The sequence below is a fragment of the Agrobacterium sp. NPDC058088 genome, assembly GCF_042885035.1.
Classification (GTDB): Bacteria; Pseudomonadota; Alphaproteobacteria; order Rhizobiales; family Rhizobiaceae; genus Agrobacterium.
The window spans coordinates 635,311-659,353 of record NZ_JBHVSU010000001.1 but is presented as its reverse complement, the minus strand read 5'-3'; the positions used below and the strand labels follow the sequence as shown (position 1 = coordinate 659,353).

24 protein-coding genes and 1 riboswitch are annotated in these 24,043 nt (G+C 59.6%); of the genes, 11 read left to right on the top strand and 13 right to left on the bottom strand.

The window, feature by feature from the left end; translation table 11 throughout:
* Window positions 1–90: 90 nt before the first annotated feature.
* Window positions 91–1,626, top strand: coding sequence for a two-component system sensor histidine kinase PdhS2 (pdhS2, locus tag ACFVTJ_RS03245; RefSeq protein ID WP_386904575.1), 1,536 nt, complete (start codon window positions 91–93; stop codon window positions 1,624–1,626).
* A gap of 59 nt (window positions 1,627–1,685) precedes the next feature.
* Here the strand turns inward: pdhS2 and ACFVTJ_RS03240 are convergent, their stop codons facing one another.
* Window positions 1,686–2,090 (bottom strand): diacylglycerol kinase, encoded by a 405-nt coding sequence (locus ACFVTJ_RS03240; RefSeq protein ID WP_386904573.1) that lies wholly within the window; start codon window positions 2,088–2,090, stop codon window positions 1,686–1,688.
* Between the two features lie 8 nt (window positions 2,091–2,098).
* Window positions 2,099–3,133, bottom strand: coding sequence for a nicotinate-nucleotide--dimethylbenzimidazole phosphoribosyltransferase (gene cobT, locus ACFVTJ_RS03235; RefSeq protein WP_309591665.1), 1,035 nt, complete (start codon window positions 3,131–3,133; stop codon window positions 2,099–2,101).
* Window positions 3,134–3,285: 152 nt separating this feature from the next.
* Between cobT and ACFVTJ_RS03230 the strand changes: the two genes are divergently transcribed.
* The 4 genes from ACFVTJ_RS03230 to ribB all read left to right on the top strand — a co-directional run bounded on the left by ACFVTJ_RS03230 (window position 3,286) and on the right by ribB (window position 6,045).
* Window positions 3,286–4,071: an adenosylcobinamide-GDP ribazoletransferase gene (locus tag ACFVTJ_RS03230; protein ID WP_386904571.1), complete on the top strand. Its 786-nt coding sequence runs from the start codon at window positions 3,286–3,288 to the stop codon at window positions 4,069–4,071.
* A gap of 19 nt (window positions 4,072–4,090) precedes the next feature.
* Window positions 4,091–4,282 (top strand): DUF1289 domain-containing protein, encoded by a 192-nt coding sequence (locus tag ACFVTJ_RS03225; protein ID WP_386904569.1) that lies wholly within the window; start codon window positions 4,091–4,093, stop codon window positions 4,280–4,282.
* Window positions 4,279–4,986 carry a TIGR02281 family clan AA aspartic protease gene (locus ACFVTJ_RS03220; protein WP_386904567.1) on the top strand — a complete coding sequence of 236 codons (708 nt, stop codon included), beginning with the start codon at window positions 4,279–4,281 and terminating at the stop codon, window positions 4,984–4,986. The genes ACFVTJ_RS03225 and ACFVTJ_RS03220 overlap by 4 nt, the downstream gene beginning before the upstream one ends.
* Before the next feature lie 149 nt (window positions 4,987–5,135).
* A riboswitch (FMN riboswitch) is annotated at window positions 5,136–5,285 on the top strand.
* 118 nt (window positions 5,286–5,403) lie between these two features.
* The gene (gene ribB / locus ACFVTJ_RS03215; RefSeq protein ID WP_386904565.1) at window positions 5,404–6,045 is read left to right on the top strand and encodes a 3,4-dihydroxy-2-butanone-4-phosphate synthase; all 642 of its coding nucleotides are present in this window, start codon (window positions 5,404–5,406) and stop codon (window positions 6,043–6,045) included.
* 87 nt (window positions 6,046–6,132) lie between these two features.
* Here the strand turns inward: ribB and ACFVTJ_RS03210 are convergent, their stop codons facing one another.
* The 5 genes from ACFVTJ_RS03210 to ACFVTJ_RS03190 all read right to left on the bottom strand — a co-directional run bounded on the left by ACFVTJ_RS03210 (window position 6,133) and on the right by ACFVTJ_RS03190 (window position 12,515).
* Entirely contained in the window at window positions 6,133–6,894 is a 762-nt protein-coding gene (locus ACFVTJ_RS03210) for an ABC transporter permease (protein ID WP_386904563.1), read from the bottom strand.
* Window positions 6,891–7,817 carry an ABC transporter ATP-binding protein gene (locus ACFVTJ_RS03205; protein ID WP_386904561.1) on the bottom strand — a complete coding sequence of 309 codons (927 nt, stop codon included), beginning with the start codon at window positions 7,815–7,817 and terminating at the stop codon, window positions 6,891–6,893. The genes ACFVTJ_RS03210 and ACFVTJ_RS03205 overlap by 4 nt, the downstream gene beginning before the upstream one ends.
* A gap of 104 nt (window positions 7,818–7,921) precedes the next feature.
* Entirely contained in the window at window positions 7,922–8,743 is an 822-nt protein-coding gene (locus ACFVTJ_RS03200) for a sulfite exporter TauE/SafE family protein (protein WP_386904559.1), read from the bottom strand.
* A 498-nt stretch (window positions 8,744–9,241) separates the two neighbouring features.
* Window positions 9,242–10,525: an extensin family protein gene (locus tag ACFVTJ_RS03195; protein ID WP_386904557.1), complete on the bottom strand. Its 1,284-nt coding sequence runs from the start codon at window positions 10,523–10,525 to the stop codon at window positions 9,242–9,244.
* Window positions 10,526–10,700: 175 nt separating this feature from the next.
* The gene (locus ACFVTJ_RS03190) at window positions 10,701–12,515 is read right to left on the bottom strand and encodes a methyl-accepting chemotaxis protein (protein WP_386904555.1); all 1,815 of its coding nucleotides are present in this window, start codon (window positions 12,513–12,515) and stop codon (window positions 10,701–10,703) included.
* 241 nt (window positions 12,516–12,756) lie between these two features.
* Between ACFVTJ_RS03190 and ACFVTJ_RS03185 the strand changes: the two genes are divergently transcribed.
* On the top strand, window positions 12,757–13,071 hold the full coding sequence (locus ACFVTJ_RS03185) for a DUF1883 domain-containing protein (protein ID WP_386904553.1): 315 nt from the start codon (window positions 12,757–12,759) through the stop codon (window positions 13,069–13,071).
* A 112-nt stretch (window positions 13,072–13,183) separates the two neighbouring features.
* Here the strand turns inward: ACFVTJ_RS03185 and ACFVTJ_RS03180 are convergent, their stop codons facing one another.
* Both ACFVTJ_RS03180 and ACFVTJ_RS03175 read right to left on the bottom strand, forming a co-directional pair.
* Complete coding sequence (locus ACFVTJ_RS03180) at window positions 13,184–14,500, bottom strand: replication-associated recombination protein A (RefSeq protein ID WP_386904551.1); 1,317 nt, start codon at window positions 14,498–14,500, stop codon at window positions 13,184–13,186.
* The gene (locus tag ACFVTJ_RS03175; RefSeq protein WP_386904549.1) at window positions 14,497–15,903 is read right to left on the bottom strand and encodes a DegQ family serine endoprotease; all 1,407 of its coding nucleotides are present in this window, start codon (window positions 15,901–15,903) and stop codon (window positions 14,497–14,499) included. The genes ACFVTJ_RS03180 and ACFVTJ_RS03175 overlap by 4 nt, the downstream gene beginning before the upstream one ends.
* A 172-nt stretch (window positions 15,904–16,075) precedes the next feature.
* On the opposite strand from ACFVTJ_RS03175, the gene ACFVTJ_RS03170 reads away from it, so the two are divergent.
* Window positions 16,076–16,426: a lysozyme inhibitor LprI family protein gene (locus tag ACFVTJ_RS03170; RefSeq protein WP_386904547.1), complete on the top strand. Its 351-nt coding sequence runs from the start codon at window positions 16,076–16,078 to the stop codon at window positions 16,424–16,426.
* A 16-nt stretch (window positions 16,427–16,442) separates the two neighbouring features.
* Here ACFVTJ_RS03170 and ACFVTJ_RS03165 read toward each other — a convergent pair whose 3' ends face one another.
* Window positions 16,443–17,444 (bottom strand): serine hydrolase domain-containing protein, encoded by a 1,002-nt coding sequence (locus tag ACFVTJ_RS03165; protein ID WP_386904545.1) that lies wholly within the window; start codon window positions 17,442–17,444, stop codon window positions 16,443–16,445.
* A 383-nt stretch (window positions 17,445–17,827) separates the two neighbouring features.
* Window positions 17,828–19,663, bottom strand: a complete 1,836-nt coding sequence (gene ilvD, locus ACFVTJ_RS03160) for a dihydroxy-acid dehydratase (RefSeq protein WP_386904543.1) — start codon at window positions 19,661–19,663, stop codon at window positions 17,828–17,830.
* Between the two features lie 312 nt (window positions 19,664–19,975).
* On the opposite strand from ilvD, the gene msrP reads away from it, so the two are divergent.
* Entirely contained in the window at window positions 19,976–20,917 is a 942-nt protein-coding gene (msrP, locus tag ACFVTJ_RS03155) for a protein-methionine-sulfoxide reductase catalytic subunit MsrP (protein WP_386904542.1), read from the top strand.
* 2 nt (window positions 20,918–20,919) lie between these two features.
* Window positions 20,920–21,567, top strand: coding sequence for a protein-methionine-sulfoxide reductase heme-binding subunit MsrQ (gene msrQ, locus ACFVTJ_RS03150; RefSeq protein WP_386904540.1), 648 nt, complete (start codon window positions 20,920–20,922; stop codon window positions 21,565–21,567).
* Here msrQ and ACFVTJ_RS03145 read toward each other — a convergent pair.
* The gene (locus ACFVTJ_RS03145) at window positions 21,521–21,949 is read right to left on the bottom strand and encodes a DUF2809 domain-containing protein (protein ID WP_386904538.1); all 429 of its coding nucleotides are present in this window, start codon (window positions 21,947–21,949) and stop codon (window positions 21,521–21,523) included. The two genes, msrQ and ACFVTJ_RS03145, sit on opposite strands and share 47 nt — an antisense overlap.
* Before the next feature lie 55 nt (window positions 21,950–22,004).
* Here ACFVTJ_RS03145 and ACFVTJ_RS03140 point away from each other — a divergent pair, with 55 nt between their 5' ends.
* Together ACFVTJ_RS03140 and ACFVTJ_RS03135 are read left to right on the top strand one after the other, a co-directional pair.
* On the top strand, window positions 22,005–22,877 hold the full coding sequence (locus tag ACFVTJ_RS03140; RefSeq protein ID WP_386904536.1) for a DUF817 domain-containing protein: 873 nt from the start codon (window positions 22,005–22,007) through the stop codon (window positions 22,875–22,877).
* A gap of 5 nt (window positions 22,878–22,882) precedes the next feature.
* On the top strand, window positions 22,883–23,401 hold the full coding sequence (locus tag ACFVTJ_RS03135; RefSeq protein WP_386904534.1) for a hypothetical protein: 519 nt from the start codon (window positions 22,883–22,885) through the stop codon (window positions 23,399–23,401).
* Between the two features lie 153 nt (window positions 23,402–23,554).
* Here ACFVTJ_RS03135 and rplQ read toward each other — a convergent pair whose 3' ends face one another.
* Entirely contained in the window at window positions 23,555–23,980 is a 426-nt protein-coding gene (gene rplQ, locus ACFVTJ_RS03130; RefSeq protein ID WP_003495230.1) for a 50S ribosomal protein L17, read from the bottom strand.
* Between the last annotated feature and the right edge of the window lie 63 nt (window positions 23,981–24,043).

The following is a 24,043-nucleotide window of genomic DNA, read 5'->3' as shown; positions in this document are numbered from 1 at the left end:
AGAAATGGCAAACAAATCCTTTCACGGCAGCATCTTCTTAAGATTTTGGGCGTAACCTGCAAGTGTTCATGTGACCCCCGCGTTGTAACAATGAGTAAAAGCGTCAGCACGTCCACCGACAAGATCATCGTCGACCGGTCGAAAAAACACCGCAACAAGGCGGTTTTCGACACGGTGAAGACGACGCGCGAACGCCTGCAGCAGGGGGCCGGCGGAAACGAAGCCTATGAACGCGAAATGCTGACCATGCACATCGCCGAAGCCTTGCAGGGCGCGATGATCATGCCGCTTTTCATCGTGCTTGCCTCCATCATCGGCGTTTACATAACCCGCGATATCAGCCTGATCATCTGGTCGCTGATTGCGTTGAGCTTTCACGCCATGTCGCTGGTGCTGGCGAAACGGGCGGCCAAGCAGGAGATCACGGACGACAATCTCCGGCATTGGAAAAACCTCTTGCTTGGCATGCAGATCCTCGTCGGCTGCGCCTGGGCCATGTTCGCACTGGCAGAGCCGGTGCGCAACGACCCGACACTCGTTCTTTTCTTCAAGGGTGCGACGCTGCTGATCGCCCTTTCGCTCACCGCCATGACCAGCTTCATGCTGCGGCGGGCAATTTTCATGACCTTCCTGCCGGTGCTGGCTGCACTGTGCATGACTTCTGCACTTTCGCGTAATCCCTTCGATGTCGGTCTGGCGCTGATGTTCGGCATGGCGATCCTGTTCTGCCATCGCATCACCAGCCGGCTTTACCAGACCAGCATCAAGCTCCTCTCCTCACAGACGGAGAAGGACGACCTGATCGCCGAACTTGAAGTCGCCAATTCGGTGTCCGACGAAGCGCGGCGGCGCGCCGAAGAGGCCAATCTGGCAAAGTCGCGCTTTCTCGCCTCCATGTCGCACGAGCTCAGAACCCCGCTCAACGCCATTCTCGGCTTTTCCGAGGTCATGTCTTCAGAGGTGCTCGGCCCGCTCAACAACCCGCTCTACAAGGAATATTCCGGCGATATCCACCGCTCCGGCCAGCATCTGCTCGATCTCATCAACGAAATCCTCGACCTGTCCCGCATCGAGGCCGGTCGCTACGATCTCAACGAGGAATCCATCTCTATGCTGGAAATCGCCGAGGACTGCATCGGCATGATCCAGCTGCGCGCCCGCGCCAAAAATATCCGGATTTCCCAGCAGTTCGAAAGCAGCCTGCCCCAAGTCTGGGCCGATGAGAAATCGATCCGCCAGGTCATTCTCAACCTGCTCTCCAATGCGGTGAAATTCACCCCGCAGGGCGGCGAGATTCTCGTGAAGGCCGGCTGGACGGCGGGCGGCGGACAATATGTTTCGATCAGGGACAACGGCCCCGGCATTCCCGAAGAGGAAATTCCCGTGGTGCTGTCGGCCTTCGGTCAGGGATCGATTGCGATCAAGAGTGCGGAACAGGGAACCGGCCTTGGCCTGCCCATTGTTCAAGCCATCCTCGCCAAGCATGATGGCCAGTTCATCCTGAAATCGAAGTTGCGCGAGGGCACCGAAGGCATCGCCATCCTCCCGGCAAAACGTGTGTTGCAGAGCCTGCCGGCCGTGGAAGACACCCACGCCATCCAGCCACGCCGCCGGTCCTTCGCTTAGGGTGTTTCAAGGAAAAGTGGCCCGGTTTTCCGTCCGGAAATGCCTTGAGGCTAACGACCTCAGAAGAACAGCGTCGTCACCAGCGAATAGAGCACGAAAAATCCGTTCGCCAGCAACAGGCAGAAGACGGCAAAGGAGCCGAGATCCTTGGCATGCCGTCCAACCGATGAGATTTCCGGCGAAATGCGGTCCACCAGCTCTTCGATCGCCGTATTCAGCGCCTCAACCGAAAACAGGAGCAGCATCAGCACCGTGAAGACGAGAAGATGCGCAAAGGGTGCTCCGACCACCAGAAGCAGGGCGAGCCCCACGCCGAAGGCGAGAACTTCATGGCGGAACGCCGCTTCCTGCCACAGACGGCCAAGCCCCTGCACGGAATAACGGGCGGCGGCGAAAAGATGCCGCCAGCCTTTTTCCTTGCGAAAGGCGGGTTCCGGTTGCGGGTTTTGCGGCGTCGCGTCCATCTTAGGCCTCAATGATCGGTACGCGGGCTGATGCGGGTGTCCACACCCGCCGCCTCGAACGTCGCCATGCCGGAATGGCAGGCGGCAGCGGCCTTGACGATGCCGGCGGCAAGTGCTGCCCCCGTACCTTCACCGAGCCGCATGCCAAGCGCGAGAAGCGGCGTCTTGCCAAGCTTTTCGACGGCGGCGAGGTGACCCGGCTCACCCGAGACATGGCCGATCAGGCAATGGTCAAGCGCCGAAGAATTGGCAGCCTTCAGAAGCGCGGCAGCGGCCGTCGCCACGTAACCGTCGATCAGCACGGGAATGCGCTGCACGCGGGCAGCAAGAATGGCGCCGGCAATCGCCGCGATCTCGCGCCCACCGAGGCGGCGCATGATTTCCAGAGGATCCGACAGGTGGTCCTTGTGGAATTCCACCGCAGCCTTCACGGCGGCGATCTTGCGGGCCATGACCTCGCCTTCCGAACCGGTGCCGGGGCCGGTCCATTCTTCTGCCGTGCCGCCATAAAGCGCCAGATTGATCGCAGCCGCAATCGTAGTGTTGCCAATGCCCATTTCGCCGACGCAGAGAAGATCGGTCCCACCGGCAATCGCTTCCATGCCGAAGGCCATGGTGGCGGCACAGTCGCGCTCCGAAAGCGCCGGCTCGCAGGTGATGTCGCCGGTCGGGTAATCCAGAGCCAGATCGAAAATCTTCAGGCCGAGATCATTGGCAACGCAGATCTGGTTGATCGCCGCACCGCCTGCCGCGAAATTTTCCACCATCTGCTGGGTCACAGAGGTCGGATAGGGCGTGACGCCGTGCCGGGTCACGCCATGATTGCCGGCAAAGATCGCCACCAGTGGACGGGTGACGGCGGGCGAACGGCCGGACCATGCGGCCAGCCACATGGCGATTTCCTCCAGACGACCCAGCGAGCCGGCAGGCTTGGTCAGTTGCGCATTGCGCTCCTTGGCCGCCACAAGCGCGTGCGTGTCCGGGCCGGGAAGCTCGCGCAACAGCGCGCGGAAATCGTCGAAGGGCAATCCGCTCATGCTCATGATGTCTGTCTCTCTCGTCACCGGGTTGGCTTTCGCATGGGCTCATGCGTCCGGAACTTGTGTTTTCCGGCAAATCGGTCTTTGTTGCGCCTCTCATAATCGCGGATGCGCCGCGGAACAACCGGAAATGCAGCGACTGCAGCGGAGAGAGCATGAAGGCCGGGGATTTTATAACAGATGTCATGCATTCCGTTGCCTTTCTCAGCCGCCTGCCGGTTCCTTCGCGGTTTTTCGACAATGATGACGGCGTGTCGATGCGGCGCACCGCCCGCGCCTTTCCAGCCGCCGGCCTGCTGATCGCCCTGCCCGCCGCTTTCCTGGTGGTGATTTTCGCAGGTTTCGACGCATCGCCTGAGCTCACCGGCTGGCTTGCCATCGGCCTGACGGCGCTCATCACAGGTGCATTGCATGAGGACGGGCTGGCCGACACGGCTGACGGTTTCGGCAGCGGCAAGGACAAGGCCCGCACCCTTGAGATCATGAAGGACAGCCGCATTGGCAGCTATGGCACCATCGCGATGGTTCTGTCCTTCGCGCTACGCGCTACCGCACTCGCATCGCTGGTCGAGACCCTGCCGGGAAAAACCGCCGCCGCCTGCCTGATTGCCGCACTCGTCCTCAGCCGCGCCCTGATGGTGTGGCACTGGCAGGCCCTGCCCCGCGCCAAGACCTCCGGCATCGCCGCCGACGCCGGCCAGCCCGGCGAAAGTGAACGAAACATCGCGATGGTGGCGGGTTTGCTGCTCTTCCTGCTTTTCACGCTGCACGCCCTGCCGCTTGTTGCCATTGCATTCGTGCTGGCCGCTGCCGTCCTTGCGGCTGTGCTGTTCGGCCGGCTTTGCGAAAGCAAGATTGGCGGCCATACCGGCGACACTATCGGCGCCTGCCAGCAGATCACGGAGATCGTTACCCTCGTCGCCCTTGCCCTTGCGGCGTGACGGCCTGATATAGAACGCCATGGAAACACCCTGCATCCATATCTGCCGCCTGGACGCGACCAACAGCCTCTGCATCGGTTGTGGCCGCACGCTGGATGAAATCGGCGGCTGGGCGGGCTTTGGCGACGAGAAACGCCGCACGATCATGCGGGCGCTGCCGCAGAGACTGGAAAATTTGAGCAAGACCGCCGAGGAGACACATACCGCATGAACAGGCTGACCATCGTTCTCCTTCTGCTGGCCGTCGGCCTTGGCCTGCTGCTCATCAATCACGACGGCGGCCGGACGCTCGGTATCGACAATGATCAATTCGCCCAGGTCCTCTATCTTCTGCCCATCGCCGGCCTCCTGTCGGCCGGCATTCTGGCGGGAAGGCGCGGCAGCCTCGGTACCGTAATCCGCCAACTCGCCGCCTGGCTGGTCATCATCCTTGGTCTCGCCTCGCTCTATCTCTATCGCTACGACCTGCAATCCTTCGGCGACCGATTGCTGAGCGGCCTCATGCCCGGCCGCGCCGTGGTGGTGACGACATCGGGTGGCGAACAGGAAATCGTGCTGCATAAATCAATGAGCGGCCATTTCGAGGCGAATGTCACCGTCGAAGGCAAGACGATCCATATGCTGGTCGATACCGGCGCAAGCTCGGTGGTGCTCGCCAATGCCGACGCAGACGCAATCGGCATTGATACGAGAGGCCTGCGTTATACCGTGCCTGTGATGACTGCGAACGGCCGCACGGCAGCAGCACCCGTCACCCTGTCCGAAATCGGCATCGGCCCGATCACCCGACGCAACATTCCCGCCCTCGTTGCCCAGGATGGGCAACTGGGCCAGAGCCTGCTCGGCATGAGCTACCTCTCCACGCTCGGTTCGCTGCAGATGCAGACCGACGAATTGCGGCTGCGCGACCGATAGGGCCAGCCCTCCCGGACTGCACTCCCCCCGCCACACGGCGCCGGAAAGAAATACCCCGTTTCGACGATAATGGGGGTATGAATTTCGCGTAAGTAGAATCCGGCAAAGCATTGCCTCTTGATTCCCTCTCATTTGATAATTTATGTTGAGCTTGTTCTCAGGGCGGGGTGCAATTCCCCACCGGCGGTATCGGGATATTCCCGGAGCCCGCGAGCGCTTCCGGTCTCCAAAGCCGGAAGGTCAGCAGATCCGGTGAGAGGCCGGAGCCGACGGTATAGTCCGGATGGAAGAGGACAAGGCATCGGATACCCGCGTGTAGCGGGCTCGAAATGCATTGTTCGCCCAAGGGATATTTGGCGCTTCGTGAAGCGCGAAAATGCCGCAAAACGGCATAACCCTTGAAAGGCTTGAAAGAAAATGACCATTGCCAAGATTGAAGACGCCATCGCCGCCATTTCCCGTGGCGAGATGGTGATTGTCGTCGACGACGAAGACCGCGAAAACGAAGGCGATATCATCGCCGCCTCCGACAGCATGACGCCACAGCAGATCGCCTTCATGATGAACCATGCACGCGGGCTGATCTGCGTCGCCATGCCGGGCGAGCGCCTCGATGCGCTCGACATTCCGCTGATGGTGCCGCGCAACACCGAATCCATGAAGACGGCCTTCACCGTGTCCGTGGATTACATCCCAGGTACCACGACGGGCATTTCCGCCACCGACCGCGCAAACACCGTACGCGCGCTGGTATCGGAGGTTTCGCGCCCGGATGATTTCGCCCGCCCGGGCCACATTTTCCCGCTGCGCGCCAACCCGGAAGGCGTTCTCGGCCGCACCGGCCATACCGAAGCGGCCGTTGATCTCTGCCGTCTTGCCGGAAAATACCCTTGCGGCACCATCTGCGAAATAGCCAATGATGACGGCACCATGGCCCGCCTGCCTCAGCTCAGGCTCTTCGCCGAACGCCATGGCCTGCTCATCGTAACCATCAAGGATCTGGTTTCCTATCTGAAGGGTGAGATCGTCGAAGAGGTGGCGCAGAAGCAGGTCGCCTGATCTGCACGCACTGTGTCCCGAATACGAAAACGCCCGGCAAGCGCCGGGCGTCGATCTGATGGAACAGGGTCCGAAACAAACTGGCTGTCAGTTGCGCAGCCGATACCCCGTCTTGAACATCCAGCCGACAACGCCGAGACAGACCGCCAGAAACAGCGTGATCATCGCCAGACTGATGATGGGATTGACGTCGGCGATCTCGTAGAAGCTCCAGCGAAAACCGCTGATAAGATAAAGCACCGGGTTGAAGTGGCTGACCGTCTGCCAGAAGGGCGGCAGCATGTCGATGGAATAGAAGCTGCCGCCAAGGAAGGTCAGCGGTGGCACGACCAACATGGGAATGAGGTTCAGCTGCTCGAAATTCGACGCCCAAATACCGATGATGAAGCCGAACAGGCTGAAACTGACAGCCGTCAGCACGAAAAACAGGATCATCATGAAAGGGTGCGCAATGGTGATATCCACGAAGAACGATGCGGTTATCAGGATGATCGTGCCGATCATCAACCCCTTGGTCGCCGCCGCGCCAACGTAACCAGCGACGATTTCCGTCATCGACACGGGCGCGGACAATATCTCATAAACCGTGCCGGTAAATTTGGGAAAATAGATGCCGAAGGAGCCGTTGCTGATACATTGCGTCAGAAGCGTCAGCATGATGAGGCCGGGCGTTATGAACGCGCCATAGGAAACTCCACCAACCTCCTGAATCCGCGAACCGATCGCCGTTCCGAACACGATGAAATAAAGCGAGGTGGAAATGACAGGCGAAATGACGCTCTGCAACAGGGTGCGGCGGGTGCGCGCCATCTCAAACAGGTAGATGGACTTCATGGCTTCGAAATTCATTTCTGGCCTCCCACCAGCGAAACGAAGATATCCTCAAGCGAGCTCTGCCGCGTGGAAATATCCTTGAAATGGATGTCGGCGGCGAAAAGAGCGCTGAGAACATCGGCAATGCGGCCCTGCTCGCCATTATCCTCGATTTCATAGGTGATGGTGCATCCGTCCTCGGACAGCGTCAGTCCAAAGGGCGCAAGGCTTTCCGGCAACGTCTCCACAGGCTGGGAAAGCGCGAGGAAAAGCTGCTTGCGGCCGAGTTTCTTCATCAGCGCCGTCTTTTCCTCCACCAGCAGCAATTCGCCGCCATTGATGACACCCACCCGGTCGGCGATTTCTTCCGCCTCCTCGATGTAATGGGTGGTGAGGATGATGGTGACGCCTCTGGAGCGTAGATCGGCGACGACGTTCCACATGTCGCGGCGCAACGCCACATCCACGCCAGCGGTCGGCTCGTCAAGGAAGAGCACCTTCGGCTCATGCGCAAGCGCCTTGGCGATCAGCACGCGGCGCTTCATGCCGCCGGACAGTTCCCGCAGCATATTGTCCTTCTTGTCCCACAGCGAGAGGGACTTCAGAATGCTTTCGATCAGTCCCGGGTTCTTCTTCTGCCCGTGCAGGCCGCGAGAGAAACTGACCGTATTCCACACGGTCTCGAACATATCCGTTGTCAGTTCCTGGGGCACCAGGCCGATGAGCGCACGGGTCTGTCGGAAGTCCTTCACCACATTATAGCCGCCGACAAGCACCGAGCCTTCACCCGGATTGACGAGACCGCAAACGATGGAGATCAGCGTCGTCTTGCCGGCGCCGTTCGGGCCAAGAAGTGCAAGGATTTCACCCTGCCTGATATCGAGGCTGACACCCTTGAGCGCCTGAAAGCCATTTGCGTAGGATTTTGTCAAATTCCGTATCGAAACAATGGCATTCATGACGAACTCTTTTGAAAATCGAGTGAGATGAACGCCATATAGGCCGCAGAGGTTGCAAAAGCCAGCCCGGCAGGCTGAACACTGCGTTCGACGCAGACGGAAAATCAGCCGTAAACGCTGTAGAAAAACTGCGCGGCGACAAAGACCAGAAATACGCCGAAGGCCCGCTCCAGCTGCTTTTTGCTGAGCGCATGGGCAAGCCGCGCGCCATAGGGCGCGACGAGAAGCGTGATGGGGATGAGCAGCACCACGGCGATCCAGTTAATGAAACCGGTCGAAAACGGCGGCAGGCCCGCATCGCCCCAGCCGGCCCAGATATAGCCGAGAAGCCCCGGCAGCGAGATCAGCACACCGACGCCGGAAGAGGTGGCGACGGCCTGATGGATCGTTCGTCCGTAAAGCGTCATGAAGGTATTGTTCATCACCCCACCACCGACGCCCATCAGGCCGGACAAAAGACCAATACCCGTGCCGACCAGAAACCGGGCCGGGTTTTTCGGCAGATCGGAGCCGAGGTGCCAGCTCGCCCGGTTGACGATCATGCGGAAGGCGAGCGCGAGCGCGATGAAGGCGAAGATCAGCCGCAATGCGACGCTGGAAGCATATGCCGCCACGACGGATGCGAGGATGGTGCCGAGCGGCACGGCGACGATCCAGCCCTTCAACAGATCGATATCGACCGCGCCCTTCTGGCGATGCGTCAGGAACGAACGGATGGAGGTCGGCACGATGATGGCGAGCGAGGTGCCAAGCGACAGATGCATGCGCACCGCCTCCGGCACATCCAGAAGCCCGAAGACGTGGTAGAAGACCGGCACCAGCACCGCACCGCCGCCAATGCCAAACAGCCCCGCCAAAAGTCCGGCCACCACACCGGCGGCCGCAAGGGCGACGACGAAGACCATTATCTCTGAAACAGGGGGCATGAAAGCGGGCTCCCGGGGGCCGTTGTCACAAACATGTGACGCTCATAGCGTATCAGAAAAGCGCGGCAAGCCATGTTGGCCGCAGGTCAGTACGGCGCGATGTCTTTTGCCGCATATCCGCGCCGGATGGACCACTCCATGGGATCGTTTTCCCATTGCATGCCCTTGCAAAGACGCCGACATCCCCCCGATAAGGCCGTCTTCTTCACCGGCCTTCGGGCCGGTCTTTTTTTGTGGGAATGAGACGGGCGATTATCGAGCTAGCGGCAGCGAAACATCCTCGACCTTCGTCATTCCGTCCATATCCAAAAATCCGGCGCCTATGTTATCGGCGGCAGCCCGATGACAAGCCGCACTCCGTATTCGACGTCATCCTCGGCCTTGTGCCGAGGATCTGCCAACGTATCGCCGATAGCGGCGTTGCAGATGCTCGGGACAGGCCCGAGCATGACGGAGCAGACGCTTTCAAACTTAGCCGCCAACCTCCACCGGCGCGACTTAATCACAATGCCTGTAACCCGACTTGCGGGTGCGCAGGTCGAAGTGAAAATGATTCCAATGGTTGGGATCGCTGCCCGGCCCGAGAACGGTCGAGAAGTATTTGCAGCTGTCGGACCTCACCGCCTTCAGCAGCGCCTTTTCGCGGAAAGCGAAGAAGCTCTTGCTGCGCACGTCGATCTCCTTGCCGTTCTTCAGCGTGATGGTGCCGATATCGATGGCATTGCCACGCGCATGTTCGGACCAGGGATTGCTGGAACGCGAATTCATCTTGCGGCAGGAATAACCACCCATCGGCGTGATGCGGCCGACGCCCGAGAGGTAACGGAAGCGCGAGGATGGTACGAGTTCGAACTTCACCCATTTGGCAAAAGCAAGCGTGACCTGGCAATTGAGCTTCACGGCCGGGCGGATGGCGACGCCGCTGGCAAGTCCGCTGAGTTCGATCGGATAATCGATGCCGCAGGTCGGGCCGTCGGCAATACGGGCGACGTCGCGGAAGGCGACGCCGAGGCGGCGCAATTCGCTGCGGCAGGCGACTTCGGAAGACGGCATGACGCCAGGCGGCATCGACCGGTTGCTTTGCATCCCACCGCCCGCCATCGGATCGTTTGGCATGAGCATGGCGACCTCCTCGACCGGCTGGCGGCGGGAGGAGGAGCCGAGTGGCGGCGGAGGAATGAGCCGCGACTGGCTGGCGGCCGGTTGCCGCCGTGGGGGCGAAACGGCAACCGGATTGTCGGTGCCGATGCCGTCCACCACCGGCTGCGCCGACGCGCCTTCGGCAATATCGGCATCCTGCTCTTCGGCAAGCCCGCGTACCGGCTCCACGCCCAGCATGGAATCCATGTTCACGCCGCCTTCGCCTTCAGCGATCTGGTTGCTGGCCATCTGCTGCCCGGGCATGGGCTGGCTCTGCATGGTCTGCGCCGGCGCGGTCGCATGACCGCTGGCCGCCATGCGCGCCTGATGCTGGGATTCGAGTGTCGAATAACCCTGCGCGCCCTGCGGCGATTGCAGAAGTGGATCCTGCGAGGCGTAATGCTCCGGCATCGGCTGCGAAACGGCGGAGGAATAATCAGCGCCCTGCCCGGCGCTCCCGGCCTGATTGACCGCGCCCGCCGGCGCACTGTAGCCCTGCTGCCGCGACGCGCGAATGGCGCTGACGCGCGTGGTGCCGTCCACGTCGGCCGGAGGCACGAGACCCTCCGCCGAACACGACACCATGACCGTGGAAATCATCAGCAACGTCACAAGACGACGCGGAAGGGAAACATACGCCATACGAGAACCCAGTACCTTCAGCGGCCGCAATCGCGGCAATACAGGGTAAATTTAAAGAAATGAGGTAAATGAAACCTTATTGGTTGCGGGAAATAACGAATGGTCCTGTTTCGTACCGCTTCAAACAGAAAGGGCGCCGCCAAAGCCGCGCCCTCCCCGCTATCTCAAATGGACGTCAAGCCGCCCGCGACACCGCGTGCCCGGAGGCCTGACCCAGTTCGAAACGCGAAAGCAGTGCCCGCAGCTGCTGGCTCTCCTGGGCCAGTGTCTGGCTGGCCGCCGTCGTTTCTTCCACCATGGCGGCATTCTGCTGGGTCATCTGGTCCATGTGGTTGACGGAGGTATTGATCTCCTGCAGGCCCGTCGCCTGCTCCCGCGCCGCCGTCGCGATGGAATTGACATGGCCTTCAACGCGGTTGACCAGCGCCACGATCTCGTCCAGCGCATCGCCTGTGGAACGCACCAGCGCGACACCACCGCCCACCTCTTCGGCTGAGCGATTGATGAGCGCCTTGATCTCCTTGGCGGCGTTGGCGGAGCGTTGCGCGAGTTCACGTACCTCCTGCGCCACCACGGCAAAACCACGCCCCGCCTCGCCCGCTCGCGCTGCCTCGACACCGGCATTCAGTGCCAGCAGATTGGTCTGGAAAGCGATCTCGTCGATGACAGAGATGATCTGCCCGATGCGTTTCGAGGAATCCTCAATGCGCCCCATGGCATCGACGGCATTACGGACGATCTCACCCGAACGGCCGGCGCTTGTTTTCGTGTCCTGCACCATCTGCCGGGCTTCATTGGCCCGTTCCGAGGCGGTGCGCACCGTTGCGGTGATCTCGTCAAGAGCCGCCGCCGTTTCCTCCAGCGCCGCCGCCTGCTGTTCGGTGCGGCGGGAGAGATTGCCGGTGGCACCGCTGATGTCGGAGGCGCTGTCATTGACGACATGCCCGGTTCTGGCAATCGCCTCGATCGCGCCATGCAGCGCGCCGACGGCACGATTGAAATCCACACGCAGCTTTTCGTAATCCGCGCCGATATCGGCAAGTTCGACCGTCAGGTCGCCATTGGCAAGCGCCTCGAGCGCATGGCCAAGCCGCTCCATGGCATGGGCCTGGCGTTCGGAGGCGGAGCGCAGAACCATCTCGTTGCCATGTCGCGCCTCCTCCAGCGCCCGCTGCTGGTCTGCCTCGCGGGCCTGTAACGCGCTGCGCTCATTGACGCTGTCACGTAGCACCAGAAGCGTCTGGGCAATCGCACCGATTTCATTGCGGCGGTCGGCAAACTGGATTTCGGCCGTGCCGTCACCATCGGCGATACGCTTCATGCTCTGGCGGATGAGATCGATCGGCCGCGTCACACTGCGCACCACAAAGGCCGCGACACCAATGACCAGAAGGCCCACCACGACACAAAGGCCGCCATTAAAATAGGCGTCGCGCCAGAATACCGCCTCGAGATCATCGACATAAACACCGGTGCCGACAATCCAGCCCCAGGGAGCGAAGCCCGCTACATGGGAAAATTTCTCGACCGGCTCGGGTGCACCGGGCTTCGGCCAGTAATAATCGACAAAACCCTGACCGCCCGCCTTCACCGTCTTCACGAATTCGACGAACAGCGCCTTGCCGTTCGGATCCTTGTTGGCGGTGAGGTCCGTGCCGTTCATTTCAGGCTTGATCGGATGCATCACCATGGTCGGATGCATGTCGTTGATCCAGAAATAGCCGCTGCCATTGCCGTAGCGCATGGCCGCAATCGTCGTCTTCGCCTGCTGTTGCGCCGCCTCCCGCGTCAGGCTTCCGCCCTGCTCCAGCTGGTAATATTGCTTGAGAATGGCGACGGCTGTCTCATTCATCGCCGCAAGCCCGGCCTTGCGCTCGCGCTCCATCTCGCGATAGCTTTCAAACAGGCTGAATGTGAGCGCCGCGGCCAGTATTGCCAGAAACAATGCGACAAGCGCATAAAGGCGCATAGATATTGTTACGTTTTTCATGTTCCCCCCAACATCGCCGAATGCACTTCGACCAGCCGATCTTAGAGGGAATAAATTTATTATTGCTAAATACGATTATTATACGATCGTCTTATTCAGAAGCTCGACGGGAATATAATTCCGCATTGTAAATTGCGACAACAGGCGTGAAATTTCAGGGCCGTCGTCGGCATTTAAAGACAGCGTTAACCCTGCCGCCCCTATCCTCTTTGACCGAAATGACTCTACAGGGAGGCGCTCGATGGCCCGGCCGAATTTCCGCTATACGCATTATGACCTGAAGGAACTGCGGGCTGGCACCACCCTTGAAATATCGCTGTCGGCCGTCAACAATGTCCGGCTGATGACGGGCGCAAATTTCCAGCGTTTTACCGAATTGCTCGACTTCAAATATCTCGGTGGCGTCGCCAAAAAATCGCCGATCCGCATCGCCGTTCCAGAAACCATGCACTGGCACCTGATCATTGATGCCGAGGGCCATAGCGGCCTGGCGGAATCCTCAGTCAAGATGCTGCCGGCGCAACCGCAGGCAACGCTCCAGCGCAAGGCATCCTGATTTCCTTTAAAAACAGTGAGTTGTTTCGATTTCACGACTCACTTTGCAAGTCACCTGATTCATTTTCTCAAGTTCCACGGCGAATACAGGCATCGCCCCGGCCGCATAAACGCTAGCGCGCCCCGCGCTCGCGGCGCAGCTTTGCCCACCAGTCGAGACGTTTGCGGATTTCCCGCTCGAACCCCCTGTCCGGCGGATCGTAAAAGGTCGTCCGTCCCATTTTCTCCGGGAAATAATCCTGCCCGGAAAAGGCATCAGGTTCGTCATGGTCGTAACGGTAACCGTCGCCATACCCCTCGCCCTTCATGAGCTTGGTCGGCGCGTTCAGAATATGTTTTGGCGGCACCAGTGAGCCGTTTTCCTTGGCTGCCCGCATCGCCGACTTGAAGGCGGTATAAACGGCATTGGATTTCGGCGCGGTGGCGAGATAAACGCAGGCCTGTGCCAATGCGAGTTCCCCTTCCGGTGAGCCGAGATAATCATAGGCATCCTTGGCGGCATTGCAGACGACGAGCGCCTGCGGATCGGCAAGGCCGATATCCTCCACCGCCATACGTACCAGCCGCCGCCCGAGATAAAGCGGGTCTTCACCGGCATCGAACATGCGGGCGAGATAATAAAGTGCCGCATCCGGGTCCGAACCGCGCACGGACTTATGCAGCGCCGATATGAGATTGTAGTGACCGTCCTGGCTCTTGTCGTAAACCGGTGCGCGGCGCTGCACGATGCGTGTCAGCCCCTCGGTATCGAAAGTCTCGTCCTTGCGCGCCGCCCGCCAGACCTCTTCGGCAAGCGTCAGCACGGCGCGGCCGTCGCCATCGGCCATGCGGATCAGGCTTGCCCGCGCCTCTTCCGTCAACGGCAGAGGCTTGCCCTCGGCCTCCTCGGCGCGCTTCAGAAGTTCGCTGAGGCTATCCTCGTCATGCGAACCGAAGGTCAGGACACGCGCCCGCGACAGAAGAGCGGCATTAAGCTCGAAGGACGGGTTTTCCGTGGTGGCACCCACGAGAATTATGGTGCCGTCTTCCATGACCGGCAGGAAACTATCCTGCTGGGCACGGTTGAAACGATGGATTTCGTCGACGAAAAGCAGCGTCTGCCGGCCATTCATCCGGCGCGTGCGCGCCGACTCGAAAACCTTCTTGAGGTCAGCGACACCGGAAAAGATAGCCGAAATCTGCTCGAAAGCCAGCCCCGCCTCGCCGGAAAGCAGACGGGCAACCGTCGTCTTGCCGGTTCCCGGTGGCCCCCAGAATATCATCGACCCCAGGGAGCCGCTGTCGATCATGCGGCGCAGAACGCCCTCTTCACCCGTCAGATGTGGCTGCCCGCTCACCTCCGCCAGCGTTTTCGGACGCAGGCGATCGGCAAGAGGCCGCCGGTTGGCGACCTCCACGGGCACTTGCGGGGCGAAGAGGTCGTCGCTCATCGCAGGAACTGCCGGATACGCTGCCCGTCACGCAGGATTTCCACCCGCCAAAAACCGGGATTGTCATCCAGCGCCTTCTCAACCGCAGCGGTGGAACCGATATCCGCACCGTTCAGCGACAGGATGACGTCCTTTGGCTGGAAGCCGACGCGATAGGCCGGTGAGCCGCGCTTCACATCGGTAATGACGACGCCGGTCACCTGTGAAGGCATGCGCAATTCATCCGCAAGCTTCGGCGAGAGGTTGGCGACGGTAGCGCCCGCGAAGGGATTGCGGCCTTCGAGCAGACGCTCGTCACGCGGTGCGGTTTCCGGTGCCGTATTGAGAGCGATGGTCACCTTCTTTTCTTTGCCCTTTTCCACAACCGTCAATTCGGCCGATTTGCCGATGCCGGCCGTCGTCAGACGATAACCCAGCGCATCGGGATGCTCGACTTCAAGGCCATTGACGGCAATTACCACCTGTCCGGGTTCGATACCCGCCTTTTCCGCCGGCCCGCCCTTCGTGACGCTGACGACAAGCGCGCCACGGGCGCGGTGCAGGCCGAGCGCTTCCGCGACATCCGACGTCACCGGATCGAAAGTTGCGCCGATATAGGGACGCTGGAAGTTCGCATCGCCCCGTTCGGCGGCAGCCACGAAAACCCGGACCAGATTGGCCGGGATTGCGAAACCGATGCCGTTGGACCCGCCGCCCTTGGAAAAGATCGCGGTATTGATACCGATCAGTTCACCCGCCATGTTCATCAGCGCACCGCCGGAATTACCAGGGTTGATGGAGGCGTCAGTCTGAATGAAGAAGCCGAAATCGCCCTGCGTCACCTGGTTGCGGGCAAGGCCGGAGACGATGCCGCTCGTCACCGTCTGGCCGACCCCGAAGGGGTTGCCGATGGCGAGCACCAGATCACCGACCTCGATCTTGTCGGAATCGCCGAGCGACAGCACGGGGAACTGCTCCTTGGCGTCGATCTGCAATATGGCGAGATCGACGCGATCGTCCTTCAATAGCACCTTGGACGAAAACTCACGACCATCCGCCAGCGCCACCTTGATGTCGTCAGCGCCATCGATAACGTGATTGTTGGTCACCACAAGGCCGCCTGCCGTTACGATGACGCCCGACCCCAGCGATGACTGCTTTTCCGTGCGGTTCGGCATCTGCTGGCCGAAGAACTGCTCGAAGAAGGGATCACCGGCAAAGGGCGACAGACGCCGCTGCACGACGCGCTCGGCATAGACATTCACCACAGCACCTGCGGTACGCTTCACCAGCGGCGCGAAGGAAAGTTGCATTTCCGTGTGGCTTGCCGGCACGGTCTTGTTATCCTGCGCCCCGGCGCCCACGGGCAGGAGAACGAGCGCGGCGAGAAAGCCGGTGGACAAATACTTCAACACGCTTCGCATGTGATTCCTCATCGTCATCAGTATGATGGAGTTATAACGCCAAAGCCTGTAAAGCAAAGAGCGGCAAGATGATGGCCATGATTTTCCAGGCAGGGGTCGTCTCACGCAATTGGAACCAACAGAACCCCTTTTCGGTTTCAGCCGACAATACTGTCCTTAAAAGAGACGATCCATGCATCTGAAACCCACCTTCCTCGCCTCCGGCATTCTCCTCGCCTCCTCCCTCGTTTCACCGGTCAGCGCGGCAAGCTTCGATTGCACCAAGCCCGATCTGGCGGCCGACGAAAAAGCGATCTGCGATAATCGCGCACTGAACGATCAGGATGTGAAGATGGCCACCACCTTCGACATCCTCACCCAGCTGATGGCGATGGGCGCGCGCGACACCTTGCGCGACGAACAGAGCAAGTGGCTGAAGAAGCGCCAGGAATGCGCAGCCGATGTGCCCTGCCTGACGGGTGCCTATGAGGAACGGATGAAGCGCCTCGGCGAAGCGTTCCAGAGCATCAACCGCCCGCTCTGATCGTTATCGCCTACCCTCACACCGCACGGATGATGCCTTCCATGAGGCCGTGCAACTGGTCGCGATAACCGGTTCTGGCCGAAGGCGCATCCTCCCGCGAGGTCATGACCACGGAAAGCCTTCTGGCGGGTGCGATATAGAGCATCTGCCCGCCGTAACCCCAGGCATAATAAACCGTCTCCCCGGCCATTTCTCTAATGAACCAGCAATAACCGTAACCATCGCCATTGAAGACGGAGTTGGTGCGCTGCTGCCAGGACTGGCTGATCCATTCCTGGGAGATCAGCCGCTCGCCATCAGGCGTTACCCCGCCAAGACGATAAAGCTCCCCAAAGGCCAGCAGGGAGCGCGCCGTCATCGCCATCTGGTTGCCGCCAAGATAGAGGCCTTGTGGATCGCGCTCCCAGCCGCCGATGGAAAACCCTTCCAGCGGCCGAAACCAGTCTCGGGCGAGAGAAAGAGTCGAACGGCCGGATGCCTTCGTCAATATCGCCGAGAGCAGATGTGTCGACGCTGTGGAATAAAGCATGCCTCCGCCGGGCTCCCCGGCAAAACCGGACCCCAGCGCCATTTTCACCCAGTTTCGGCTGGCAACCCAGCGGCCATAATTGGGGCCGGACATACGCTCCAGACCGGATTGCATGGACAAAAGGTTGCCGATGGTGATCCGCTCCAGTCGCGGGTCAGGGTTCTGCGGGAAGTCACTACGCAGGATAGTCGCGATCGGCTGGTCCGCGCCCTCAATGATCCTGCGATCGATCGCCATGCCCACCAGCGCCGAAATGACCGATTTCGAGGCGGACTTGATATTGGTGGAGCCGTTGAGGCTGGCACCATGATAGGCGCGGCTGGCGACCTCCTCGCCATCGATGCTGACAATCACCGCCTTGAGGCTGGAAAGCGCATCCGCCTGCCTCAACAACGGATCGAAACGGATGTTGTCACCAGCGCTTTGGGCGCGGGCAAGCCGTGCAAAGGGTAGCGACGCCATGAGGGCCAGTGCGGTTCGTCTTTTCATGGTGATGAAGTTAGGCATCGTTGCGCTACGGAAAAGAGCCGATGGCCAAACATCACTCCAATGTGACTAAAATGAAAGCCGACCCCCCGCTTGGATAATTTCAAATTTCATTATGAAAACAGCGCGTTGCGCGCACTTGCAGAATCATTCTTTGAGGCAGTTGAATCGGTTTGCGAACCCCGACGTGGCATTCGCCGAACGGCCAGTAAAAAACCGCCCCGGAAGGCGGCTGACCAAAGGATGGCAATCTTGCCTCAAACGCTACGTCATCCTCGGGCCTGTCCCGAGGATCCATCCACGTCTCGCAAAGTCGAAGGGGTGTAGATGCTCGGGACAGGCCCGAGCATAAGGGCGGAGAGGTATTCGCGTGCAAAACCCGCAGATTACTCCGGCAGAATCCGCACGGCACCCTTGTCCGCGCTAGACGCAAAGGCCGCATAGGCCTTAAGCGCCGTCGTGACATTGCGCTTGCGCGGCGCTTCCGGTTTCCAGCCCTTTTCTTCCTGCTCGGCCCGGCGCGCGGCCAGTTCCGCATCCGAAACCTTCAGGTTGATCGTGCGGTTCGGGATGTCGATCTCGATCAGGTCACCCTGACGCACGAGGCCGATGGCGCCGCCCTGTGCCGCTTCCGGAGACGCATGGCCGATCGAAAGGCCTGACGTACCACCAGAGAAGCGACCGTCGGTGATGAGCGCACAGGCTTTGCCGAGGCCCTTGGATTTCAGGTAGCTGGTCGGATAGAGCATTTCCTGCATGCCCGGCCCGCCCTTCGGACCTTCATAACGGATGACGACGACGTCGCCCGCCTTGACCTCGTTGCCGAGAATGCCCTTAACCGCCGCGTCCTGGCTTTCGTAAACGACCGCCGAACCGTTGAATTTCAGGATGGATTCATCAACGCCCGCCGTCTTCACGATGCAGCCGTCGAGAGCGATGTTGCCGTAAAGCACGGCCAGACCGCCATCCTTGGAGAATGGCTTCTCGACCGAGCGGATGACGCCATTGTCGCTGTCAGTATCCAGATCGTCCCAGCGCGAGGACTGGCTGAAGGCAACCTGCGTCGGCACGCCGCCGGGCGCCGCCTTGAAGAATTCGCGAACCGTCTCGCTGTTAGTGCGGGTGATGTCCCAGCGGTCGATGGCGTCGCCAAGCGTCGTTTCATGCACCGTATAGGTATCGCGGTTGATGAGACCGCCGCGTTCCAGCTCGCCGAGAATACGCATGATGCCGCCGGCGCGGTGAACGTCTTCCATGTGAACGTCCTGCTTGGCGGGCGCAACTTTCGAAAGGCACGGAACTTTACGGGAAAGACGGTCGATGTCTTCCATGGTGAAATCCACCCCGCCCTCGTGCGCGGCAGCGAGGATATGCAGCACCGTGTTGGTAGAGCCGCCCATGGCGATATCCAGCGACATGGCGTTTTCAAACGCCGCCTTGTTGGCGATGGTACGCGGCAGGACGGTTTCGTCTTCCTGCTCGTAATAACGGCGAGCAAGATCGACGATCAGATGACCGGCCTCAACGAACAGGCGTTTGCGATCCGAATGGGTCGCGAGCGTCGAGCCGTTACCGGGCAAAGACAGGCCCAGCGCCTCGGTCAGACAGTTCATCGAATTGGCGGTGAACATGCCGGAACAGGAACCGCAGGTCGGGCAGGCCGAACGCTCGATGACCTTGACGTCCTCGTCGGAAATCTTGTCATCAGCAGCAGCGACCATGGCGTCGACGAGATCGAGCGCGACTGTCTTGCCGTGCAGAACAACCTTGCCTGCTTCCATCGGGCCACCGGACACGAAGACCGCGGGGATGTTAAGGCGCATGGCCGCATTCAGCATGCCGGGGGTGATCTTGTCGCAGTTGGAAATGCACACCATCGCATCGGCGCAATGGGCGTTGACCATATATTCGACCGAGTCAGCGATGATCTCGCGCGAGGGCAGCGAATAAAGCATGCCGTCATGGCCCATGGCGATGCCGTCATCGACCGCGATGGTGTTGAATTCCTTGGCAACACCGCCGGCCGCTTCAATCTCGCGGGCCACCAGCTGACCGAGATCCTTAAGATGCACGTGGCCGGGCACGAACTGCGTGAAGGAATTGACCACCGCGATGATCGGCTTGCCGAAATCGCTGTCTTTCATGCCGGTGGCGCGCCAAAGGCCGCGCGCGCCCGCCATGTTGCGGCCGTGGGTTGTCGTTCTGGAGCGATAGGCTGGCATGGTGTTTTCCTCGATCTCTGGCCAGAAGCGCATTTCCGCAAGTGCGGTTAAAAATAGCTCCTGCCCTATTTTGCGGTTTTTCTAGCGCAAACCGCAAGCCCTGTCACTGTCACCTTCGGGCAAAACAGTACGGTTCGGTACGGTACGCTTTCTATTCAGCGCCATCCGCAAAGGACACGCCATCACAAATGCGCGATTACCACCTGTTCGGCGTTGTTTTTCTGCAGCGCGCTGAAACATATCTGTGCAGCGACCGTATTGGCTATCATAATCGATTTATCGCCGATGCACCCGGCTTTTGTGGAGGTTTCAATGCCCGCCTATCGTCCGCCCCATATCGCGTCTTCAGAGATCACCCCTAAGTCCTTTTATATGTCCCGACGCAACTTCCTCGGAACGGCGGCAGGCCTCGCTGCGATAGGATTGACCGGACGCGATGCCATCGCCGCGCCGCTGTCCGCCAAGGCCAGTGCTTACAAGCTGGATGAGAAGCTCACCCCGCTCGACGCGGTGACGAGCTACAATAATTTCTACGAATTCGGCGTCGGGAAATCAGACCCCAAGGAAAACTCAGGCAAGTTCAAACCCACGCCCTGGACCGTGAAGGTGGACGGCCTCGTCTCCAAGCCGCAGGAATTCGGCATAGAAGAGCTGATGAAATATCAGCTGGAGGAACGCACCTATCGCATGCGCTGCGTCGAAGGCTGGTCGATGGTCATTCCCTGGATCGGCTTCCCGCTTGCCAGCCTGCTCGACAAGGTCGAGCCGCTGGGCAGCGCGAAATACGTCTCCTTCGAGACGATCGTGCGGCCTGAGGAAATGCCGGGCCAGAGCGGCCTGTTCCAGCCTCTTTCATGGCCTTATGTCGAAGGCCTGCGTCTTGATGAAGCGCGTCATCCGCTCACCATCGTCGCCGTCGGGCTTTATGGGGAAACCCTGCCGAACCAGAACGGCGCACCGATCCGGCTCGTCGTGCCGTGGAAATACGGTTTCAAGGGAATCAAATCCATCGTCCGGATTTCGCTCACCGAAAAACAGCCGGAAACGACCTGGAAAAACTCCAATGCCCGCGAATATGGCTTCTATTCAAACGTCAATCCGCATGTGGACCATCCGCGCTGGAGCCAGGCGACGGAGCAGCGCATTGGCGAAGGCGGCTTTTTCGGCACCCAGAACCGCCCGACCCTGATGTTCAACGGCTATGACGAGGTCGCGAGCCTTTATGCCGGAATGGACCTGAAGGCGAACTATTGACCATGGCCTTCGCCCTCACCTTACCCTCACTGCCGAAGCGCTATCAGCCGACTGCAATCTGGTCGCTGTATGTCATCGGCCTTGCTCCCGGTGTCTGGTATTTCTACCTCGCCGCAACCGGAGGCCTCGGCTTCAACCCGGTCAAAGATTTCGAGCACCTTCTCGGCATCTGGGCGCTGCGCTTCCTCTGTCTCGGGCTGCTCGTCACGCCGCTGCGCGATCTCTTCAACATCAACCTCATCGCCTATCGTCGGGCGTTGGGCCTGATTGCCTTTTATTACGTACTGGCGCATTTCACCGTCTATCTGGTGCTGGACCGTGGCCTCGTCTTCAGTTCCATCGCTGGTGATATCCTGAAGCGGCCTTATATCATGTTCGGCATGGCGGGGCTCGTCATGCTCCTGCCCCTGGCGCTCACTTCCAATCGCTGTTCCATCCGCAAGCTCGGAAGCCGCTGGAACACGCTGCATAAACTCGTCTACCTCGTGCTCATCGTCGGCGTGCTGCATTTCGTGCTGGCGCGAAAATCGATCACGCTGGAGCCGGTATTTTATATCAGCACGATGGTGGTGCTGTTGGGCTATCGGCTGGTACGGCCCTCGATCATGTCGATGAAAAGAGCCAAACGCGCGAGACCCGTCCGGCGATGATGGCGGCGCCCCCAATCCCCGCGACATAACAGACTATATTCCACAGCGAAAAAACACGGCCGAGCAGCAAAGCGCCGGCCGTCGTCGCACGAAACGCGTCCAGTGCCGGAAAATGAACAAGCCGGACGAGTTCCACGAGAACAACGGCAACAATGGCCATATGAACCCCATAGCCTTGCCAGCGGGATGGAAAGAAGGCTGCCAGCAGCAGATAGATCATCGCCCCCCAGAGCACGGATCCGCCATATTTTACCACCACGAACGGTAGTCCTGCATCGTAACCGAAGGTCCGCAGGCAAAGGCCGCACACGATCACCGCCATTGCCCCCGCGAGAAGCTGGATGCGGATAAAATAAGGTGGGGATACGTGCGGCTTGCCCATACGGGTTCCTTCGGGTTTTCGTATGAAAAGTGACGAACAAAGATCGGGACGGAAAATGAGCACAGCAACCAGCCTGACCGCAAGCCGCCTCTCCGTCTTGGATAATCTTCTCTGCGATACCTATCCCTGGGGTGAACTCAAGGGCATCAGGCGTTTTATCGTCGAGTTTCTGTATTTCGGCATCAAGGAAGCCCGTGCTTGCCTGTTCGCGGGATTGTTTTTCGTTTCCATCTTCGTGGTACCGCATGGCGGAGTGCTGGGCATCCCCCGTTATGACGTGCTGCTGATCATTGCGCTGGGCATTCAGTTCTTCATGATCTGGAGCAGGCTGGAAACGCTTGACGAAGCCAAGGCCATCCTGCTGTTCCATATCGTCGGTTTCGCGTTGGAGGTGTTTAAGACGTCAAGCGCCATACAGTCTTGGTCATATCCCGACTTCGCCTATAGCAAGGTTCTCGGCGTGCCGCTCTTCTCCGGCTTCATGTACGCCGCCGTTGGCAGTTATATCATTCAGGCATGGCGCCTGCTGGATGTGCGCATTCGCCACTATCCCACCTACTGGATGGCGACGCTGATCGGCATCGCCATCTACGCCAACTTCTTCACCCATCACTTCATCGGCGACTATCGCTGGTATATCGCCGCCTGCGCCATCGGCCTCTATTCCCGCGCGACCGTGATTTACCGCCCCTATGACCGTGATCGAAAGATGCCGCTGCTCCTCTCATTCGTCCTCATAGGATTTTTCGTCTGGCTGGCGGAAAACATCTCCACCTTCTTCGGCATCTGGAAATATCCGGACCAACTCGGCGCCTGGTCCGTGGTGCATATCGGGAAATGGAGCTCATGGTCGCTGCTGGTAATCATGACTTTCACGATCGTTGCCCATCTCAAGCACATCAAGGCCCGTATTCACGTCCCGGAGTGAGAGAGATGAATTACTCCAAGGCTTTTTCAAGTCTCGCAAGTTTTACAGCCAAGCGCGTGGGCCTGAAATCCAACAATAGAACTGGCGGCCCTATATTCGCATTCCTATTAATCGCTTTGGCCGGTTGTGGTGTGGATTCACCTGATCGTTTACGCGGCGATATCCCGGACGGCATCCCCGCTGGTGAGACGGTATACTACAATAACAGATGGTTTGAATGCGCTGTCGCCATTTACAAGCTCGACTCCGTTTTCATGGATGAGGTCCGTCGGAATGGATTGCTTTCTCTAAACAAGGCAACATCTACGCCCTGGGCTGAGGCACCGGTGCTGGAGGCGAACTACGCCATGGATCGCCGGATCGCTGATTTTGTTAGTAGTTTGGACTGCATCAAAGACAAGAAGCTGCAAACGCTCTTTGAGCGAACATCAGCCAACGGCGGCTATTTTCAAGTCCAGCTAACAAACTCGATAACCCTAATCGCGCCTGATGAGGGTTTAGTGATGGTTGGCGGATACGAGTAGATGCATCGCTAAGTATGGGTTTAACCATCCCCACTCCAACACTTCGCCACGGTGCAAAATCTTATTTATTCTGTCGGTTGATATCTGAACGAAAAAAGCCGGGCGATCCTCGCCCGGCTTTTTTAACTCACGACGCCTGAACGGCGTCAGACCTTATGCAGCTTCAGCAGCAGCAGCTTCAGCAGCAACGCGAGCCTTGTCGGCTGCGCCCTTGGCGTCAACGTCGCGCTCGACGAATTCAACGACGGCCAGAGCCGCGTTGTCGCCCTGGCGGAAGCCAGCCTTCATGATACGCAGGTAGCCGCCATTGCGGGTTGCGTAACGCGAAGCAATCGCGTCGAACAGCTTGCGAACGGCATCCTGATCCTTGATCTGCGAGATGGCCTGACGACGAGCGTGCAGGTCGCCGCGCTTGCCCAGCGTCACGAGACGCTCGACGATCGGACGGATTTCCTTCGCCTTCGGAAGGGTGGTGACGATCTGCTCATGGGTGATGAGCGAAGCAGCCATGTTGGCAAACATTGCCTTGCGGTGGCTGGCGGTTCTATTGAGCTTGCGGCCTGAATTACCGTGGCGCATTGCTATTCTCCTTCTACGCAGGTTCCTTCTCTAAGGCCTGCCGTTTCCTGGCACATGCAGATG